This is a genomic window from Microbacterium sp. 22179 (genome assembly GCF_052045715.1).
Classification (GTDB): Bacteria; Actinomycetota; Actinomycetes; order Actinomycetales; family Microbacteriaceae; genus Microbacterium; species Microbacterium galbinum.
Window position 1 is genome coordinate 122,368 of record NZ_JBQEPJ010000006.1, and the last position, 18,540, is coordinate 140,907.

Below are 18,540 nucleotides of genomic sequence, written 5' to 3' on the forward strand. Positions count from 1 at the left end.
GATAGGGCACACCCAAGTCTAGAGCAACCTCACACCCGATTCATGCCAACCACGCAGGTTGACGGGGTGGTTCCGCTCAGTGGAAGCTGTCGCCGCAGGCGCAGCTGCCGGCCGCGTTGGGGTTGTCGATCGTGAAGCCCTGCTCCGAGATCGAATCCTTGAAATCGATGGATGCACCATCGAGGTACGGCACGCTCATGTTGTCGACGATGACCTCGACGCCGTCGAAGTCGACGGTCTCGTCGCCCTCGAGGTAGCGCTCGTCGAAGTAGAGCTGGTAGATCAGGCCGGAGCATCCGCCGGGCTGGACCGCGACGCGCAGGCGAAGGTCGTCGCGACCCTCCTGCTCGAGCAGGTTCTTCACCTTGGTCGCGGCCGCGTCGGTGAGGCTGATGCCGTGGGCCTTGGTGGTCTCTGAGGTCAGGGTGGTGTCGCTCATGTCGCTCCTTGTGACGGGCCGCAGTCGCACGGCTTTCCCCGCAATTCTACCGCCGCCCTCGGCGAAGTCGGCGAGATCCGGGGAGAACCGTGCGACTGAGGGTCACTGCGGGAGCGTGAGAGCGTTCATCCGAGCCAGCAGGAGCGCCTCGGTCGCGACCGCGTTGCGGAAGGTATCGAGATGCAGCGACTCGTTCGGGCTGTGGGCGCGGGAGTGCGGATCCTCCACGCCGGTGACGAGGATCTGCGCCTCGGGGAACTCCCGCACCAGGTCGGCGATGAACGGGATGGAGCCGCCGACGCCTAGATCGACGGAAGCGACGCCGTACCCGTCTCGCATGGCGTCGCGCGTGAGCGCGACCGCCCATCCGGAGGTGTCGACGAGGAAACCGTTACCCAGGTCGACGTCGGAGAACGTCAGCTCCGCGCCGAACGGGGCGTGCGCACGCAGGTGACGCTCCAGTGCCTCATACGCTTCCTGCCCGGTCTGGCCCGGCGCGACGCGGGCGCTGATGACGACCGTCACTTCGGGGAGGAGCGTGTTGGAGGCCGCGGCCACGCTCGTGGCGTCGATGCCGATCACGGTGACCGACGGCTTGTTCCAGATGCGGCTGAGGATCGTGCCCCCGCCGATGGGCGTCGTGCCGGGCAGGAGCCCGGCCTCATCGCGCAACGTCTCCTCGGTGTACTCCGGTGTCGCCGCTTCCCGTTCCGTCATCCCGTCCACGGCCACCGAGCCGTCGGCGTTCCACAGCGTCGAGAGGAGCGTGACGGTCGCCATCATCGCGTCGGGCACCGCCCCACCGAACATCCCCGAGTGCGAGGCGTGGTCGAGGGTGCGTACGCGCATCGTGAACCGCGCGTTCCCCCGCAGCGACACGGTGAGTCCGGGTGTCGTCGAATCCCAGTTGCCCGAATCGGCGACGACGATCGCGTCGGCGCGCAGAGCTTCCTTGTTGTCGGAGAGGAACTGCGCGAAGGATCGCGAGCCGTACTCCTCCTCGCCTTCGATGAACATCGCGATCCCGAGATCGAGGTCGTCGCCGATCACCTCCGCCGCGGCGCGGATGGAGGCGATGTGCGCCATGATCCCCGCCTTGTCGTCGGCCGCTCCCCGCCCATACAGGCGACCGTCGCGCACGGTCGGCTCGAACGGCGGTGTCTCCCAGAGCGCGTCGTCCCCGGGAGGCTGCACGTCGTGGTGCGCGTAGAGCAGGATCGTGGGACGCCCGTTCCGGGCCGCACGGGTCGCCAGGACGGCGGGCTGTCCTTGCTCGTCCGTTCCGGGGATGTCGGCGCGGAGGATGCGCACCTCGTCGAAGACGCCGGTGTCCGTCGCGAGCGCCGCCACGGCCTCGGCACTGCGCTCGAGCTGGGTCTGATCGAACGCCGGCCAGGCCATTCCCGGGATGCGGACGAGGTGCCCGAGGTCCGACAGCGCGGCCGGGTTCCCGGTCGCCACCGCCTCGAGGATGTCCGTTTCGGAGACAGAGGGAATCTCAGCAGAGGTCATGCGAGTAATCTTAAGGTGATCCCCCGTCAGCGAACCGAGGAACCTCGTGGCCACTACTCCTGCATCCCCTTCGACGAACGACGACGCCGCCGAGACGCCCGCCGTCGGAAAGGGCCGGGCGACGCCGAGCCGCGCCGAGCAGGAGGCCGCCCGCCGTCGCCCCCTCGTGGCCAACACCAAAGAGGCCAAGGCCGCGGCCCGCGCCGAGCTCAACGAGCGACGAGCCCGTGCACAGGCCGGTATGGCCGCGGGTGAGGAGAAGTACCTCCCGGCCCGCGACAAGGGCCCGCAGCGCCGCTGGGTGCGCGACTACGTGGATGCCGGCTGGCACCCCGCCGAATTCGTGATGGCCGTGATGGTGCTCGTGATCCTCGCGACGCTCGTGCCGTTCAGCACTCTGGTCTCCTACTACGCCTACCTCGTGATGATGGCGTACCTCGTCATCGCGATCGGCGGCATGATCCTCCTCGGCATCCGCGTCAAGCGCAAGGTCGCCGCGAAGTTCGGACAGGAGCGCATGGAACGCGGCCTCGGCTGGTACGCCGCGATGCGTTCGCTGCAGATGCGCTTCATGCGCCTGCCGAAGCCGCAGGTCAAGCGCGGCCAGTACCCCGACTGATCCGGTCCCGTTCACGAAGGAACGCCTCGTCTCCCTGCGGAGACGAGGCGTTCCTCGTAGGGGCGTCAGCCCTGCGACAGAGGTAGGCGGTTCCGGAGTCCGCGATTGACCTGCCGGGCCCACAGCGGACCGCGGTAGAGGAACGCCGTGTATCCCTGCACCAGCGTCGCGCCGGCCGCGAGGCGCTCCTCGACGTCGGAGGCCGTCTCCACTCCCCCGACCGCGATGACGCAGAAGTCCGCGGGCACCGCGGCGCGTACGACGCGCAGCACCTGGAGCGATCGCTCCTTCAGCGGCGCCCCCGACAGTCCGCCTGCACCGGCCGCCGCGACGACCGCGGGGTCGGTGCGCAATCCGTCTCGACTGATCGTGGTGTTGTGGGCGATGATCCCCGCGAGCCCCTCGGCGACGGCCATCTGAGCGATCGCGGTGATCTCCTCGTCGGGGAGATCGGGGGCGATCTTCACCAGCAGCGGCGTCGCACCCGAGGCGTCGCGCACGGCGCGCAGCAGCGGGGCCAGCGTCTCGACCGCCTGCAGACCGCGGAGTCCCGGCGTGTTCGGCGACGAGACGTTCACGGCGAGGTAATCGGCGAGCGGCGCGAGCCGGGTGGCCGAGGCGACGTAGTCCGCGGTCGCGTCCTCGACGTCGACGACACGGCTCTTGCCGATGTTCACGCCGATGACGGTGTTCGGGGCGCCGCGCCGCAGCCTCGAGAGCCGCCGCGCGGCGGCATCCGCTCCCTTGTTGTTGAAGCCCATCCGGTTGATCACCGCACGGTCGGGCACGAGCCGGAACAGCCGTGGCTTCGGGTTCCCGTCCTGCGGGATCGCCGTGATCGTCCCGACCTCGACGTGACCGAATCCGAGTGCAGCGAATCCGCGCACGCCGACCGCGTTCTTGTCGAAGCCCGCAGCGATGCCGAACGGCGACGGGAATGTCAGCCCGAGGGCCTTCACCTGCAACGACGGATCGGGACGCGTGAGCGAGCGGGTGACGGTCGAGAACGGCGGCACACCGAGCACACGGATCACCGCCATGCCGGCGTGGTGGGCGAACTCGGGATCGAAGCGCGAGAGGACAGCGCGGAAGAGCAGCGGATACATCACTGCCAGATTACCGGTCGGCGGACTCCGCCTTCGCGTGGTCGGCTCGGAGATCGGTGATCGCGGATTCGAAGTCCTCGAGCGAGTCGAAGGCCTGATACACGCTCGCGAAGCGGAGGAACGCCACCTCGTCGAGATCGCGGAGCGGGCCGAGGATGGCGAGTCCGATTTCGTTCGTGTCGAGCTGCGAGACACCCGTCTGTCGAACCGCCTCTTCGACGCGCTGCGCCAGGATCGCGAGGTCCGCTTCGGTGACAGGTCGGCCCTGGCAGGCCTTGCGAACACCGGAGATGACCTTCTCCCGGCTGAACGGCTCCATCACGCCCGAGCGCTTGATCACGTTCAGGCTGGCTGTCTCAGTGGTCGTGAACCGTCCACCGCACTCGGGGCACTGTCGGCGTCGGCGGATCGAGAGGCCGTCGTCGCTCGTGCGGGAGTCGATCACACGGGAATCGGGATGACGGCAGAAGGGGCAATGCATCCGTACAACCTACTCCGTGAATCGTGCTTCGATCGCCTCGCCGTGGGCGGGGAGGATCTCGCTGTTCGCCAGCGCGACCACGCCGTCGCGCACCTCGGCGAGAGCGGTCCGGTCGTAGGAGATCACCTGCTGCGGGCGCAGGAACGTGTAAGCGCCGAGGCCCGGCGCGTACCGCGCCTGTCCCCCCGTCGGCAGCACGTGGTTGCTGCCGGCCATGTAGTCGCCCAGGCTGACCGGCGTCTGGTCGCCGACGAAAACGGCGCCCGCGCTGGTGAAGGCGGGGGCCGCGGCCTCGGCGTCGGTGAGGTGCAGTTCGAGGTGCTCGGGTGCGTACGCGTTGCTGAAGGCCGCCGCCATCGCACGATCGTCGACGAGCACGATCGCGGACTGCGGTCCGTCGAGAGCGGCGGACACCCGGTCGCTGTGCCGGGTGGCAGCTCCCTGAACCGCGACGTCGTGCGCCACTCGAGCGGCGAGGTCTTCGGAATCGGTGACGAGCACCGCGGAGGCCTGCTCGTCGTGCTCGGCCTGGCTGACGAGGTCGGCGGCGACGAGACGGGCGTCGGCGGAGGCATCGGCGACGACGAGGATCTCGGTCGCTCCCGCCTCGGCATCCGTCCCGACCACACCCGCGACCGCCCGCTTCGCGGAGGCCACGTAGTTGTTGCCCGGACCGGACACCACGTCGACGGGATCGAGCCCGACGCCGGGGACGCCCCACGCGAACGCGCCGATCGCACCGGCGCCTCCCATCGCGTAGACCTCGCTGATGCCGAGCAGTGCGGCCGCTCCGAGGATCGTGGGGTGGATGCGCCCGCCCTGGTCGGCCTGAGGCGGCGAGGCGAGGGCGATCTGAGTGACGCCGGCGACCTGCGCCGGAACCACGTTCATGATGACGCTCGACGGATACACCGCCTTGCCCCCGGGGATGTACACACCCACGCGGCTGACGGGCTGCCACCGCTGCACGATGCGCGCACCCGGACCGAGAAGGGTCGTCTGATCCGCGGGCACCTGGGCAGCGGAGGCGAGACGCACGCGGCGGATCGCCTCTTCGAGCGCGGCGCGCACCTCGGGTGCGAGCGCGTCGAGCGCTTCCGAGATGTGCTCGGCCGGAACGCGGATCGCGTGCTCGGTGACGCGGTCGAAGCGCTCCGCCTGATCACGCAGTGCGGACTCCCCCTGCGTGCGCACGTCGTCGACGAGCCGCGCAGCCGTGTCGAGCGCCTCGGCGCGTGCCTGGGTCGCGCGCGGCACGGCCGCGAGCATGTCTGCCGGCGAGAGCTCGCGCCCCCGCAGATCGATGATTCGCACTTCAGCCCTTCGTGATGCCGGAGATGTCGTGGAGGTATCCGATGCGGCCGTCATCGTGCCGGACGACGAAGGCGCCACCGCGGTCTTCGATCACGAGCGCCCAGGCCTGCGGGCCGATGCGGAAGATCGCCTCGCCGCGCTCGTCGTGCACGTCGCGCTCGGACGGAGCGAGGATCCAGAAAGGCTGCGCGGCCTGCGCGGAATCGCGGGGACGGGTCGCCTCGGGATCCGTGACGACGGACTCGTCGCCGAACACGTCGGTCGGATGCTCCGCTGCCGCGCTGGCCGGAGCCGGCACCGGTTCGGCGACCTCTTCGAGGAAGGACTCGATCTCACCGGTGTCGGAGATGATCTCGGGGGTGCGGGAGCGACGGGAGTACGACGGGGTGTACTCCTCCTCGGCGACCGCTTCCTCGGTACCGGTTCCTCCACCCGAGGCGTGCGCGGCCAGCGGCACCTGCTGCGGCAGATCGAAGCGCGCGATCTCGTCGGTCGCGTAGCCGTCGGGGGTGTCGGCGTCGAGAGCGGCACGTCGCGTGGTCGGCGGCTCTGCACCGTCCCAGGATCCGTCGTGGGCCGAAACGGAATCGGGCGCGACCTGCTCGTTCGCGCCCGGCTCGGGCGCGAACGTCTCGGGTGCGAATGCCTCGGGCGCGAATGCCTCGGGCGCGAATGTCTCGGGTGCGGCGGCGACCTCCGCATCGGCGGGGGCGGCGCGCTCGGCCCGCGGGCGGGCGATCACCGGGCGCACCGGGTTCGCGTTGCGATGCGCGAGAGTGACGAGGCGGCCGTGGAAGTCCTCTTTCAGGCCCGGGATGATCGGAGCGAAGACAGTCAGCGCGACCAGCGCGAGGGAAGCGAGGAGCTGCACGATGCTGACCCAGTTGAGGGTCCAGACACCGAACTCGATCGCCGCGGCGATCGATGACCACAGCGCGCTGATCCACGTCACCGCCGAGACGGTGAAGGCGACCGATGCGAACTGATCGATCCCGAGGGAGCCGACTCGGCGGATGCCGTCGGGCGAGAACCGCCGCAGCACGAGCAGGAACACGGCTGCCGTCGGCACGCCGATCGGCAGGATCCACTGGATACCCGCTCCCCAGATGGAGGTGCCACCGGTCAGCGGGAAGAAGGAGATGACGAAGGCGATGAGCCAGACGCCGGCGATCGAGAGCTCCCGGAGGGTGAACCCGAGGATGCCGAACTCCGGCGTGACCTCTTCGTCGTACAGGACACCGTCATCATCGAGGAACGCCTCGTTCTCGGCATCCGCGTTGTCGGGGATATCGGTACTCATGGGTCTTCCTTTCGTCACGACGCGCAGAGGGGGAGGCGCGTTCCGACGCGTCCTGATACTACCCGCTCAGCCCAGGCAGCCCGGCCCGAGGAGCGACTTGAGGTCACCGAACAGATCGGCGGAGACCTTCACGGGCATGGGCACTTCGAACACCTTCGCGGTGCCGCCGCGATGCACGCGCAGGAGGACCTCGGTCTCACCCGAGTGGCGCCGGAGCACGTCGGCGAGCTCGTGCATCACGCGCTCCGTGGCTCGCTGCTCGGCGAGCACCAGGGCGAGCGGTCCCGCGGCGTCGAACGACCCGACGTCCGGAGCGAATGCGGACTGCGCGTGCAGGTTGAGCCCGTCGTCGCGTCGCGAAACACGCCCGCGCACGGCCAGGATCGAATCCTGCTGGAGGACGTGCTGGAACTCGGTGTACGTTTTTCCCATGAACATCACGGTGACCTCGCCGTTGAAGTCCTCGACCGTGATCATGCCGTACGGGTTCCCGCTCGCCTTCGCCACGCGATGCTGGACACTCGTCACAAGACCCGCGACGGTGACCTGGTCGCCGTCCTGGAGGTCCTCGGAGTTGTTGAGGTCGTGGATCGAGATGGAGGCGTGCTTCGCGAGCGGAACCTCGAGTCCGGCCAGCGGGTGATCGGAGACGTAGAGCCCCAGCATCTCCCGCTCGAACGCGAGTTTGTCCTTCTTGATCCATTCCGGGCGCGCCGGGACCTTCGCCGGCGCCGCCTCCTCCATACCGTCGTACAGGCTGTCGAAGTCGAAGCCGATCGCGCCCTGAGCTTCGTTCCGCTTGCGGTCGACGGCGGCCTCGACGGCGTCCTCGTGGATCTCGACGAGCGCGCGACGGGAGTCGCCCATCGTGTCGAAGGCACCGGCCTTGATGAGGGACTCGACTGTGCGCTTGTTCGCGACGTGCAGCGGAACCTTGTCGAGGAAGTGGTGGAAGGAGGTGAAGCGCTCGTCCTTCCGCGCCTGCACGATGCCCTCGACGACGTTGCTTCCGACGTTGCGCACCGCGCCGAGCCCGAAGCGGATGTCGTCACCGACGGCCGCGAAGTAGTTGATCGACTCCGACACATCGGGCGGCAGCACCTTGATACCCATGCGGCGGCACTCGTTGAGATAGAGAGCCATCTTGTCCTTGGAGTCGCCGACGCTGGTGAGCAGCGCAGCCATGTACTCGGCCGGGTAATGCGCCTTCAGGTAGGCGGTCCAGTACGAGACGACTCCATAGGCGGCGGAGTGCGCTTTGTTGAAGGCGTAGTCGGAGAACGGAAGCAGGATCTCCCAGAGCGCATTGACCGCCCCGTCGGAGTATCCGTTCGCGTGCATTCCCGCCTGGAAGCCCGCGAACTGCTTGTCGAGCTCGGACTTCTTCTTCTTACCCATCGCACGCCGGAGGATGTCTGCCTGACCGAGCGAGAACCCGGCGACGCGCTGGGCGATCGCCATCACCTGCTCCTGGTAGATGATCAGACCGTAGGACTCCTCGAGGATGTCTGCGAGTGATTCGGTGAACTCCGGGTGGATCGGCGTGATGGGCTGCTGGCCGTTCTTGCGCAGCGCGTAGTTCGTGTGGGAGTTCGCCCCCATGGGACCCGGGCGGTAGAGCGCGATGAGCGCCGAGATGTCACCGAAGTTGTCGGGCTTCATCAGTCGCATGAGCGACCGCATCGGGCCGCCGTCGAGCTGGAACACGCCGAGCGACTCTCCTCGCGCGAGCAGGTCGTACGCGCCCTGATCATCGAGAGCGAGGTGCTCGAGGTCGAGCTCCTCTCCCCTGTTCATACGGATGTTGTCGAGCGCGTCGGAGATGATCGTGAGGTTGCGCAGCCCCAGGAAGTCCATCTTGATCAGGCCGAGCGACTCGCACGACGGGTAGTCGAACTGCGTGACGATCTGCCCGTCCTGCTCACGGCGCATGATCGGAATGATGTCGAGCAGCGGGTCGGACGACATGATGACACCGGCCGCGTGCACGCCCCACTGGCGCTTGAGGCCCTCGAGACCGAGCGCACGGTCGAAGACCGTCTTCGCCTCGGGATCCGTGTCGATCAGCGCACGGAACTCGCTCGCCTCTTTATAGCGGGGGTGGGCCGAGTCGAACATTCCGTCGAGGGGCATGTCCTTGCCCATCACGGGGGGCGGCATCGCCTTGGTCAGACGCTCGCCCATGCTGAACGGGAACCCGAGCACGCGTCCCGCGTCCTTGAGAGCCTGCTTGGACTTGATCGTGCCGTAGGTGACGATCTGCGCGACGCGCTCCGAGCCGTACTTCTTGGTCACGTACTCGATGACCTCGCCGCGGCGACGGTCATCGAAGTCGACGTCGAAGTCGGGCATCGAGACACGATCCGGGTTGAGGAAGCGCTCGAAGATGAGGCCGTGCTCGAGAGGGTCGAGATCCGTGATCCTCATCGCGTACGCGACCATCGATCCCGCACCGGAACCACGACCCGGACCGACCCGGATGCCGTTGTCCTTCGCCCAGTTGATGAAGTCGGCGACGACGAGGAAGTATCCGGGGAAGCCCATCTGGAGGATGATGCCGGTCTCGTACTCGGCCTGCTTGCGCACCTTGTCGGGGATACCGCCCGGGTAGCGGTAGTGGAGACCGGCCTCGACCTCTTTGACGAGCCAGCTGTCCTCGGTCTCGCCGTCGGGCACGGGGAAGCGCGGCATGTAGTTCGCCGCGGTGTTGAACTCCACCTCGCAGCGCTCGGCGATCAGGAGCGTGTTGTCGCACGCCTCGGGGTGATCGCGGAACAGCTGACGCATCTCGGCCGCGGTCTTGATGTAGTAGCCGTCGCCGTCGAACTTGAAGCGATTGGGATCGTCGAGCGTCGATCCCGACTGCACGCACAGTAGGGCCTCGTGGGCGTCGGCCTCGTGCTGGTGGGTGTAGTGCGAGTCGTTCGTCGCGACCAGCGGGATGTGGAGGTCTTTCGCCAGACGCAGCAGGTCGGTCATCACCCGGCGCTCGATCGAGAGCCCGTGATCCATGATCTCGGCGAAGTAGTTCTCCTTGCCGAAGATGTCCTGGAACTCGGCGGCCGCCGCGCGCGCCGCGTCGTACTGCCCGAGGCGCAGTCGCGTCTGCACCTCGCCCGACGGGCATCCGGTCGTCGCGATCAGCCCCTTGCCGTACGTCTGCAGCAGTTCTCGGTCCATGCGGGGCTTGAAGTAGTACCCCTCCATGCTCGACCGCGAGCTGATGCGGAAGAGGTTGTGCATGCCCTCGGTGCTCTGGCTCCACATCGTCATATGGGTGTAGGCGCCCGAACCCGATACGTCATCGCTCTTCTGGTCAGGCGATCCCCACTGCACGCGCGTCTTGTCGCTGCGGTGGGTGCCCGGCGTCATGTACGCCTCGAGCCCGATGATGGGCTTGACCCCCGCGTTGCGCGCCGCGTTGTAGAACTCGAAAGCCGCGAAGGTGTTGCCGTGATCGGTGACGGCGATCGCCGGCATGCCGTATTCCGCGGCCGCCTGGGTCATCGCGTTGATCTTCGCCGCCCCGTCGAGCATCGAGTACTCGCTGTGCACGTGCAGGTGGACGAAGGAGTCGGATGCCATGGTTCGAGTCTACTTTCGGCGTCCGACATCGGGTCGCCGATCGGGGTCCGCAGGTGTCAGTCCGACAGGTCGAGCCGCATCAGCACGCGCGGGAATCCGTTCAGGCGCGAAGTCGTCTCGGCCGACTTCTCGAAGCCCGCCCGCTCGAACAGCGCGCGCGTGCCGACGTAGGCCATCGTCAGGTCGACCCGCTCCCCCGCGTTGTCGACCGGATACGCCTCGATCGCGGGCGCCCCCTGTGCGCGTGCGAAAGCGACCGCCCCGTCGACCAGGGCGTGCGAGATGCCCTGCTTGCGATGCCCCGGACGCACCCGGATGCACCACAACGACCAGACGTCGACGTCGTCGATGTACGGGATCCTGCGATTGGTGGCGAAACTCGTGTCGCGTCGAGGATGCACCGCCGCCCAGCCGACCGGCTCGTCGTCGAGATACGCGATCACCCCGGGAGGCGGGTCTTCCGCGCAGAGACCGCGCACACGCTCGGCGCGTCTCTCGCCGCGGAGCTCCTGGTTCTCGGCGTTGCCGATCCGATAGCTCAGGCAGAAGCAGACGTTCGACGTCGGTTTCTTCGGGCCGACCAGGGTCGCGACGTCGGCGAAGACCGTGGCGGGCCGAACCTCGATGTCCATGACCTCAGTATCCCCCCGGCATCCGACATCCGCCGGAGCCACGAGTGATCACTCGTCTCGGAGGACCGCCAGGGCGTGCTGGAAATCGGCCGGATACGGTGACTCGAACTGCACCCAGTCGCCGGTAGCCGGATGCGAGAACGCGAGCTGATGCGCATGCAACCACTGCCGCGTGAGACCGAAGCGGGCGGACAGCGTGGGGTCGGCCCCGTAGAGAGGATCACCGACGCACGGATGGCGGTGCGCGGCCATGTGCACGCGGATCTGGTGAGTGCGTCCGGTCTCGAGATGGATCTCGAGCAGCGACGCGCCGGGGAACGCCTCGAGCGTCTCGTAGTGGGTGACCGAGGGCTTGCCGTCGGGGGTGACCGCGAACTTCCAGGAGTGGCTCGGGTGCCGACCGATCGGCGCATCGATCGTGCCCGCGAGCGGGTCGGGATGCCCCTGAACCACCGCGTGATAGATCTTCTCGACCGTGCGCTCCTTGAAGGCGCGCTTGAGGTGCGTGTAGGCGGTCTCGGTCTTGGCGACGACCATCAGGCCGCTCGTGCCGACGTCGAGCCGGTGCACCACGCCCTGACGCTCGGGCGCACCGCTGGTCGCGACCCGGAAGCCGGCGGCCGCCAGCGCACCCACCACCGTCGGCCCCTCCCAACCGAGGGAGGGATGGGCCGCGACACCGGTCGGCTTGTCGACCACGACGATGTCGTCATCGTCGAAGACGATCCCGAGTTCGGGCACCGCGATCGGAACGATCTTCGGACCTTCCTTGGGCTGCCATTCGACCTCGAGCCATCCCCCACCGCGCAGCCTGTCGGACTTGTCGAGGGTCACGCCGTCGAGGCGCACGCCGCCCGACGCCGCGACCTCCGCAGCGAAGGTTCGCGAGAAACCGAGCATCTTCGCGAGAGCGGCGTCGACGCGCGCGCCCTCGAGGCCGTCGGGCACCGGCAGTGAACGCGACTCCACGATCAGCGCTCGTCTTCGACCGGCGCCGCCGGTCGTTCGACGACGTCGCGTGCCGCGAGTTCCTGCTCCGCTGCCGCGGCCTCGGCCTCTTCCTCCGTCTCGACGGGCGCGTGGTCGCGCTCGCGGGAGCCATCGAAGCGCAGCCCGAAGACGACGAGCAGTGCGACCGAGATCATGCCGCACACGATGAAGATGTCGGCGATGTTGAAGATCGCGGGCATCATCCAGGGCATCGAGATCATGTCGACCACGTGTCCCACCGGGAAGCCGGGGTCGCGGAAGAGGCGATCTCCGAGGTTGCCGAGCACACCGCCGAGCAGCGCGCCGAGCACGACTGCCCAGAGCCGCGAGCGCAGACCGAACGCCTTCCAGACGATGACGCCGGCGACGACCGCGAGGGCGATCGTGAAGATCCAGGTGACGTCCGACCCGAGCGAGAACGCCGCTCCGGGATTGCGGACGTAGTACAGCTGAAGGAACTCACCGAGGACGGGAACCGGCTCCTGGTAGGGAAGGTTCTCGGTGGTGAGGTACTTCACAAACTGATCGGCGGCCAGCACAAGCGCTGCGAGAATCGCAACGATCGCACCGGCCGCCGACCGACGAAGGGGAAGGCGTGGGCTCAAGACCTACGACCTACAGTCCGATCGCGGAGACGGGCGTCGAGTCCGTGGAAGCCGACTTCTCGTCGAGGTCGCGGAGCTGACCCTCGATGTAGCCGCGCAGCTGCGAACGGTAGTCGCGCTCGAAGTTGCGGAGCTCGGTGATCCGGGCCTCGAGCGTGTTGCGCTCGCGCTCGAGTCGAGCCGACTCCTCGCGCTGCTTCGCCTCCGCCTCGGTGCGGATACGGGCCACCTCGGTCTCGGCGTCGGCGATGAGCTGGTTGCGCTTCGCCTCACCCTCGGCGACGTGCTCGTCGTGCAGACGCTGCGCGAGCTCGATGATCCCGGCGGTCGCCGTGGCGGAGCCGGAGGGAGCGGACTCCGCAGGAGCCTCGGCGACGGGTGCCGGAGCCGCAGGCGCGGGGGCCTCGGCGACCGGAGCGGCCTCGGCCGACTCTGCGGCGGGCGTGGCGCCCGACTCGTAAGCGGCCAGCTTGGCCTTGAGCTCGACGTTCTCCTCGAGGGCCTTGCGCCACTCGATGACGATCTCGTCGAGGAAGTCGTCCACCTCGTCCGGGTCGAAGCCGTCCTTGAAGCGAACGTGCTGGAACTGCTTGGTGACGACGTCATCCGGGGTAAGTGCCATGATGGCTCCTCTTTCGGTGAGTTCGGTTGCCAGTGTCGATATGGCGTGGTCGTGATGTGGCGCGAACCCGGGGCGCGCACCTGGGAGCCAGCATAGCCCCCGCACCTTGGCGCCGCGATGTCACGACACCCAGGAGTGAGAACTGGCAGGGGTCAGATGAAGAGCCGGACGATGTTCATCAGGATCAGCACGATGAGCATCGTCAGGGCGAAACCGAAGTCCAACGACAGCGTGCCGATCCGCAGGGGCGGGATGATCCGCCGGAAGAACCGGATGGGCGGATCGGTCACCGTGTAAGCGGCTTCGGCGACGACCAGGCCGAAGCCCTTCGGTCGCCACTCCCTGTTGAACAGCGGGATGTAGTCGAGGATCAGCCTCGCGAAGAGGACGAAGATGTACAGCAGCAGCACCAGATGGATGATGCTCGCGGCGATCGAGACCAGCTGCACGGCTTACTACTGATCGAAGCCCGCGGACTCCGCGTCCGCGTGCGCGATACCCCCCTGGCCCGAGACAGCGATGTTCTCCGGCGAGAGCAGGAAGACCTTCGAGGTCACGCGCTCGATACGACCGTAGAGGCCGAGGGAGAGACCGCTGGCGAAGTCGATGAGACGGCGGGCGTCTGCATCGCTCATCTGGGACAGGTTGATGATGACCGGAACGCCCTCGCGGAAGCTCTCGGCGATCAGCTGAGCGTCACGGTACTGCTTGGGGTGGACCGTCAGGATCTCGTTCACGGCACCCACCGAAGGCTGACGGACGGCGACGGGGCGGCGCAACGGGGTGACGGGAGCCGGTGCCGGCTCTTCACGGTCACGGTCGCGGTCGCGCTCGCGGTGAGCGCGAGCGGGTGCCTGCTGCTCTTCTTCATAGGCTTCTTCCTCATCGGCGAGGCCCAGGTACACCATGGTCTTCTTCAGCGGGTTACCCATCGTGTCCTCCGGTTCGAACGATACGGGTTGGTCTTTGTAGAGGTTAACCCCGGTCGGGGCGGGGGCCGGTGATTGCCGACCCGATCCGAAGGTGTGTCGCGCCTGCGGCGATGGCTTCGGCGAAGTCGCCGGTCATCCCCGCGGAGATCCACATGGCATCGGGAGCGACGCCGCGCACCTCCTCGGCGACGCGGTGCAGACGCGCGAAAGCGGATGCCGGTTCCTCGTCGAGAGGGGCGACGGCCATGACCCCGCGCAGTCGAAGCGACGGGAGCGCGAGGACGTGCTCGGCGAGAGCTGCGGCCTCGGCGGGCTGGACGCCGCCCCGCCCGGCGTCGGGCGTGAGATTGATCTGGACGAGCACGTCGAGGACGCTGTCGTCCTCGCCAGCACGATGCAGCGCGTCGGCGAGGCGCACCCGATCCACGGAGTGGACGATGTCAGCGCTGCGACGGATCGCCGCCGCCTTGTTCGTCTGCGCCTGACCGATGAAATGCCAGGTGAGGTCCAGCGCCTCGAGCTCGTTGCGCTTCGCGGACAGCTCCTGCTGCCGGTTCTCCCCGACCTCCCGCACCCCGAGAGAAGCGAGCTCGCGCACGAGCTCTGCGGGATGGAACTTCGTCACGACGATGCGAGTGATCTCGGTCGCATCTCGTCCGGCCCGGCGCGCGGCGTCGGCGATCTGCTCGTCGATCGCCGACAGCCGCGCTCCCAGGTCGGTCACTTCAGGAATTCGGGGATGTCGATGTCGTCGTCGGCGAACGCCGGCTCGATGCTGGTCGTGTGCGTGCGCTGAGGAGCCGCGGAGGGCTCGGTCTCGGTGGTCTCGTCCTCCGCCACGGCATCCTTCTCGTCCGAGAGCGCGACCTCCGGCAACGTCGCGGTCGCCGGACGCGACACGACCATCGGGTCGAGGCGCAGGGACGGTTCGCCGCCGTCGAAGCCGGCGGCGATGACCGTCACACGCACCTCGTCGCCGAGGGTGTCGTCGATGACGGTACCGAAGATGATGTTCGCCTCGGGGTGCGCCGCTTCCTTGACGAGATCCGCGGCATCGTGGATCTCGAAGATGCCCAGGTTGGAGCCACCCTGGATCGACAGCAGCACACCGTGGGCGCCCTCGATGGATGCCTCCAGCAGCGGCGACTCGACGGCGAGTTCGGCAGCCTTGATCGCGCGATCGGCGCCTCGAGCGGAGCCGATGCCCATGAGCGCGGAGCCCGCGCCCTGCATGACGGACTTCACGTCGGCGAAATCGAGGTTGATCAGACCCGGCGTGGTGATGAGGTCGGTGATGCCCTGCACACCGGCGAGGAGCACCTGATCGGCCGTCGCGAACGCCTCGATCATCGAGATCCCGCGGTCGCTGATCTCGAGGAGACGGTCGTTCGGCACCACGATGAGGGTGTCGACCTCTTCCTTGAGCTTCGCGACACCGGCCTCGGCCTGGCTCTGGCGGCGGCGGCCCTCGAACGAGAACGGCTTGGTGACGACACCGATGGTGAGAGCGCCGATCGACTTGGCGATGCGTGCGACGACAGGGGCACCACCCGTTCCGGTACCGCCTCCCTCGCCCGCGGTGACGAAGACCATGTCGGCGCCGGTGAGGGCCTGCTCGATCTCCTCCGCGTGATCCTCGGCGGCACGACGGCCGACCTCCGGGTCGGCTCCGGCGCCGAGCCCGCGGGTGAGCTCGCGTCCGACGTCGAGCTTGACGTCGGCGTCGCTCATGAGCAGCGCCTGCGCGTCGGTGTTCACCGCGATGAACTCGACTCCGCGGAGACCGAGGTCGATCATGCGGTTGACGGCGTTGACGCCGCCACCGCCGACGCCGACGACCTTGATCACGGCGAGGTAGTTCTGGTTCTGGCTCATGGCCGGCCTCCGAGTTTTTCGAGCCTGGATCGGGCCAAACCTTAAACCTCAAGTAGAGGTGTAAAGTATTTCCCGGTATTGCGTTCTCTTGATCGAAGGTATGCGCCGCACCGGCATGCGCGCGCAACGGGATGGGCGTGTCGCGCGTTTCCTCGCGAAAGTCGTCAGCCGACGACGGCCGCGTTCGGGGACGAGACGTCGATCGTCCCGGCGCCGGGGTTCGCGGCGAGGGCCCGCGCGAGCACGATGCCCTTGGTCGCCGACTCGTCTTCGCTTCCCCACACCACGGTCAGGCCGCTGCTCAGCGTCAACGTCACGTCATCGGCGGTGGTCGCACGCACACCCGTCAACTGCGCGCGGACGTCCGCCGGGAGCGAGCGCACGACGAGGCCGGCACTCTCGAAAGCGCTCGAGTCGGTACCGCCTGCGATGTCGAGGAGGGGCTGCCCTGCCGGCTGGTCCGTCGTGGTCGCGAGTGCCACGCCCGCCGCGTCGACGAGCGTGTACCCGGCATCGGAGCGGAGCACGCCCACAGGGGTGCGCTCGACGATGCGCACCGTCAGGTCGTGCGGCGGGCGAGCCTCGAGCGCGTAGGTCTCGATGAGGGGGAAGCCGATGAGCGCCGCTTTGATCTCACTGCTGTCGACGAGCGCGAGCGGCGTGCCGATCTGATCGCCGAGCGCCGCCTCGATGGCGGCGGGGTCCAGGGTGGTGGCACCGACGATCGTGATCTTCTCGACGGCGAAGAGCGGGCTGTATGCGGCGGCGACACTGCCCCCCACCAGCAGGAGGAGGGCTCCGACGATGCTCCAGCCGACGATGCGTCGCCGACGGGAGCGCTGAGTGAAGCGGCGGATCTCCGCCCGCAGCGCCTTGCGACGAGCGCGGGCCGCGCGCCAGACGTCGCGCGTGGACGTCGGCGCATCGCCCGACGCGTCGGTGGGCGCATCGATCGGCGCATCCGCTCCCGCTTCGATACCGAGGTCGGCGCTCTCCGGCGTCGTCTCCGCACCCACCGGTTCGACCTCGCGCGGCGCGCGGGGCCGTGACCGGGACGTCGACGGACCCGCGCGCGGTTCCTTCGGCCGATCGGTCGGAAGCGGAGCTGGACGTCGCACCTGTTACGCCCCGTCGGTCCGGCTCAGCGCCTCCAGCACCTGCGGGATCATCTGGTAGACGTTCCCGCAGCCGAGGGTCACCACGACGTCGCCGTCGCGCGCGACCGTCGCGGTGTAATCCGAGGCCTGCTGCCAATCGGCGACGAAGTGCACGTGCGAGGGATCACGGAACGCGCCGCTCACGAGTTCGCCCGTGACTCCGGGAACCGGATCCTCCCGCGCGCCGTAGACATCGAGCATCACCGTGTGGTCGGCGTACGTCTCGAGGACGTCGGCGAACTCCTGGTACATGTGCTGGGTGCGCGAGTACGTGTGGGGCTGCTGGATCGCGATCAGGCGGCCGGATCCGGCGATGCCGCGCATCGCCTCGAGCGCCGCTCGGACCTCCGTCGGGTGATGCGCGTAGTCGTCGTAGACGCTCACGCCCCGGGCGATGCCGTGCAGCTCGAGGCGCCGAACGGTACCGGCGAAACCCTCCACCGCACGCACCGCGTCCGCGAGCGGGTAGCCGAGCGCGCCGAGCACGGCGACCGCGCCGGCCGCGTTGATCGCGTTGTGCACGCCGGGGACGGCGAGCTGCATGCGCACGCTCTCACCATCGCGCGTCAGCGTGGCGGCGACCCCGCCGGCGGTCTCGATCTCGGTCACACGCAGGTCGGCATCCTCGGCCTGGCCGAAGGTGATCACCCGGGGGTGCGAGAGGTCCGCACCGACGCGGAGCGCTCCCGCGTCGTCGCTGGAGATCACGACCGCCTCGGACGCGCCGTCCGCGAACCGGACGAACGCCTCGTGGAACGCCTCCTCCGAGCCGAAGTGGTCGAGGTGGTCGGGGTCGACGTTCGTGATGAGCGCGACCGCCGTGTCATAGAGCAGGAACGTGCCGTCGGACTCGTCTGCCTCGATCACGAAGAGGTCGCCGGATCCGGTGGCGCTCGACGCGCCGAGCTGCTCGATCACTCCGCCGTTGACGAAGTGCGGGTCCGCGCCGAGATCGCGCAGCGCCGTGACGATCATCCCGGTGGAGCTCGTCTTGCCGTGGGCCCCCGCGACCGAGACCAGTCGACGGTCGCCGATCAGCCAGTGCAACGCCTGGGATCGATGGATCACGTGGAGTCCCCGCTCCTTCGCGGTGACGAACTCGGGGTTCTCGGGCCAGATCGCTCCGGTGTGCACGACGGTGTCGGCGTCTCCGAGGTGAGCCGCGTCGTGCCCGACGTGCACCGTCGCACCGGCCGCAGCCAGGGCCCGCAGGTTGTCGCTGTCGGCCCGGTCGGATCCCGAGACGCGGATACCCGCGTCGAGGAACATCCGAGCGAGGCCGCTCATCCCCGAACCGCCGATGCCGATGAAGTGCGCGGCGGTGATCGAGTCGGGAATCGGCAGGGAGAGGTCAGGTCTGATCATGTCGTT

The 18,540-nt window shown here is 68.2% G+C and carries 18 protein-coding genes; 1 reads left to right on the plus strand and 17 read right to left on the minus strand.

The genetic code is table 11. The features are described 5' to 3' along the window. Positions 1–76 precede the first annotated feature (76 nt). On the minus strand, positions 77–439 hold the full coding sequence (erpA, locus tag ACTJKK_RS13950) for an iron-sulfur cluster insertion protein ErpA (protein ID WP_247622104.1): 363 nt from the start codon (positions 437–439) through the stop codon (positions 77–79). A 102-nt stretch (positions 440–541) separates the two neighbouring features. Continuing rightward, positions 542–1,951 (minus strand): dipeptidase, encoded by a 1,410-nt coding sequence (locus ACTJKK_RS13955; RefSeq protein ID WP_440748437.1) that lies wholly within the window; start codon positions 1,949–1,951, stop codon positions 542–544. A 46-nt stretch (positions 1,952–1,997) separates the two neighbouring features. On the opposite strand from ACTJKK_RS13955, the gene ACTJKK_RS13960 reads away from it, so the two are divergent. Further along, on the plus strand, positions 1,998–2,570 hold the full coding sequence (locus ACTJKK_RS13960; RefSeq protein ID WP_247622102.1) for a DUF3043 domain-containing protein: 573 nt from the start codon (positions 1,998–2,000) through the stop codon (positions 2,568–2,570). A gap of 65 nt (positions 2,571–2,635) precedes the next feature. Here the strand turns inward: ACTJKK_RS13960 and ACTJKK_RS13965 are convergent, their stop codons facing one another. From ACTJKK_RS13965 to murC, 15 genes are all read right to left on the minus strand, one after another. Continuing rightward, on the minus strand, positions 2,636–3,676 hold the full coding sequence (locus ACTJKK_RS13965) for a quinone-dependent dihydroorotate dehydrogenase (protein ID WP_440748438.1): 1,041 nt from the start codon (positions 3,674–3,676) through the stop codon (positions 2,636–2,638). Between the two features lie 10 nt (positions 3,677–3,686). After that, complete coding sequence (gene nrdR / locus ACTJKK_RS13970) at positions 3,687–4,157, minus strand: transcriptional regulator NrdR (protein ID WP_247622100.1); 471 nt, start codon at positions 4,155–4,157, stop codon at positions 3,687–3,689. A gap of 9 nt (positions 4,158–4,166) precedes the next feature. Continuing rightward, entirely contained in the window at positions 4,167–5,471 is a 1,305-nt protein-coding gene (gene hisD / locus ACTJKK_RS13975; RefSeq protein ID WP_440748439.1) for a histidinol dehydrogenase, read from the minus strand. A 1-nt stretch (position 5,472) separates the two neighbouring features. Then, positions 5,473–6,771 carry a hypothetical protein gene (locus ACTJKK_RS13980; protein ID WP_440748440.1) on the minus strand — a complete coding sequence of 433 codons (1,299 nt, stop codon included), beginning with the start codon at positions 6,769–6,771 and terminating at the stop codon, positions 5,473–5,475. 66 nt (positions 6,772–6,837) lie between these two features. After that, the gene (gene dnaE, locus ACTJKK_RS13985) at positions 6,838–10,356 is read right to left on the minus strand and encodes a DNA polymerase III subunit alpha (protein WP_247622097.1); all 3,519 of its coding nucleotides are present in this window, start codon (positions 10,354–10,356) and stop codon (positions 6,838–6,840) included. 56 nt (positions 10,357–10,412) lie between these two features. Continuing rightward, on the minus strand, positions 10,413–10,988 hold the full coding sequence (locus ACTJKK_RS13990; protein ID WP_440748441.1) for a GNAT family N-acetyltransferase: 576 nt from the start codon (positions 10,986–10,988) through the stop codon (positions 10,413–10,415). Positions 10,989–11,036: 48 nt separating this feature from the next. Then, positions 11,037–11,957 (minus strand): RluA family pseudouridine synthase, encoded by a 921-nt coding sequence (locus tag ACTJKK_RS13995; RefSeq protein WP_440748442.1) that lies wholly within the window; start codon positions 11,955–11,957, stop codon positions 11,037–11,039. Positions 11,958–11,959: 2 nt separating this feature from the next. Next, positions 11,960–12,496 (minus strand): signal peptidase II, encoded by a 537-nt coding sequence (gene lspA, locus ACTJKK_RS14000; RefSeq protein ID WP_247622094.1) that lies wholly within the window; start codon positions 12,494–12,496, stop codon positions 11,960–11,962. A 97-nt stretch (positions 12,497–12,593) separates the two neighbouring features. Continuing rightward, on the minus strand, positions 12,594–13,205 hold the full coding sequence (locus tag ACTJKK_RS14005; protein WP_247631954.1) for a DivIVA domain-containing protein: 612 nt from the start codon (positions 13,203–13,205) through the stop codon (positions 12,594–12,596). Positions 13,206–13,357: 152 nt separating this feature from the next. Beyond that, complete coding sequence (locus ACTJKK_RS14010) at positions 13,358–13,654, minus strand: YggT family protein (protein ID WP_247622092.1); 297 nt, start codon at positions 13,652–13,654, stop codon at positions 13,358–13,360. A 6-nt stretch (positions 13,655–13,660) separates the two neighbouring features. Further along, complete coding sequence (locus tag ACTJKK_RS14015; RefSeq protein WP_247956408.1) at positions 13,661–14,137, minus strand: cell division protein SepF; 477 nt, start codon at positions 14,135–14,137, stop codon at positions 13,661–13,663. A gap of 43 nt (positions 14,138–14,180) precedes the next feature. Then, positions 14,181–14,861, minus strand: coding sequence for a YggS family pyridoxal phosphate-dependent enzyme (locus tag ACTJKK_RS14020; protein WP_440748443.1), 681 nt, complete (start codon positions 14,859–14,861; stop codon positions 14,181–14,183). Further along, positions 14,858–16,012: a cell division protein FtsZ gene (gene ftsZ / locus ACTJKK_RS14025; protein WP_247622089.1), complete on the minus strand. Its 1,155-nt coding sequence runs from the start codon at positions 16,010–16,012 to the stop codon at positions 14,858–14,860. Before ftsZ ends, ACTJKK_RS14020 begins: the two co-directional genes overlap by 4 nt. Before the next feature lie 164 nt (positions 16,013–16,176). Beyond that, on the minus strand, positions 16,177–17,028 hold the full coding sequence (locus ACTJKK_RS14030; protein WP_308209784.1) for an FtsQ-type POTRA domain-containing protein: 852 nt from the start codon (positions 17,026–17,028) through the stop codon (positions 16,177–16,179). Positions 17,029–17,133: 105 nt separating this feature from the next. Beyond that, entirely contained in the window at positions 17,134–18,534 is a 1,401-nt protein-coding gene (gene murC / locus ACTJKK_RS14035) for a UDP-N-acetylmuramate--L-alanine ligase (protein ID WP_440748444.1), read from the minus strand. Positions 18,535–18,540: the final 6 nt, after the last annotated feature.

Bases quoted from the DNA above. Each gene is read 5' to 3' on its own strand.
- erpA (WP_247622104.1), bottom strand. From the start codon at position 439: ATGAGCGACACCACCCTGACCTCAGAGACCACCAAGGCCCACGGCATC.
- ACTJKK_RS13955 (WP_440748437.1), bottom strand. From the start codon at position 1,951: ATGACCTCTGCTGAGATTCCCTCTGTCTCCGAAACGGACATCCTCGAG.
- ACTJKK_RS13965 (WP_440748438.1), bottom strand. From the start codon at position 3,676: ATGTATCCGCTGCTCTTCCGCGCTGTCCTCTCGCGCTTCGATCCCGAG.
- nrdR (WP_247622100.1), bottom strand. From the start codon at position 4,157: ATGCATTGCCCCTTCTGCCGTCATCCCGATTCCCGTGTGATCGACTCC.
- ACTJKK_RS13980 (WP_440748440.1), bottom strand. From the start codon at position 6,771: ATGAGTACCGATATCCCCGACAACGCGGATGCCGAGAACGAGGCGTTC.
- dnaE (WP_247622097.1), bottom strand. From the start codon at position 10,356: ATGGCATCCGACTCCTTCGTCCACCTGCACGTGCACAGCGAGTACTCG.
- ACTJKK_RS13990 (WP_440748441.1), bottom strand. From the start codon at position 10,988: ATGGACATCGAGGTTCGGCCCGCCACGGTCTTCGCCGACGTCGCGACC.
- ACTJKK_RS14005 (WP_247631954.1), bottom strand. From the start codon at position 13,205: ATGGCACTTACCCCGGATGACGTCGTCACCAAGCAGTTCCAGCACGTT.
- ACTJKK_RS14015 (WP_247956408.1), bottom strand. From the start codon at position 14,137: ATGGGTAACCCGCTGAAGAAGACCATGGTGTACCTGGGCCTCGCCGAT.
- ftsZ (WP_247622089.1), bottom strand. From the start codon at position 16,012: ATGAGCCAGAACCAGAACTACCTCGCCGTGATCAAGGTCGTCGGCGTC.
- murC (WP_440748444.1), bottom strand. From the start codon at position 18,534: ATGATCAGACCTGACCTCTCCCTGCCGATTCCCGACTCGATCACCGCC.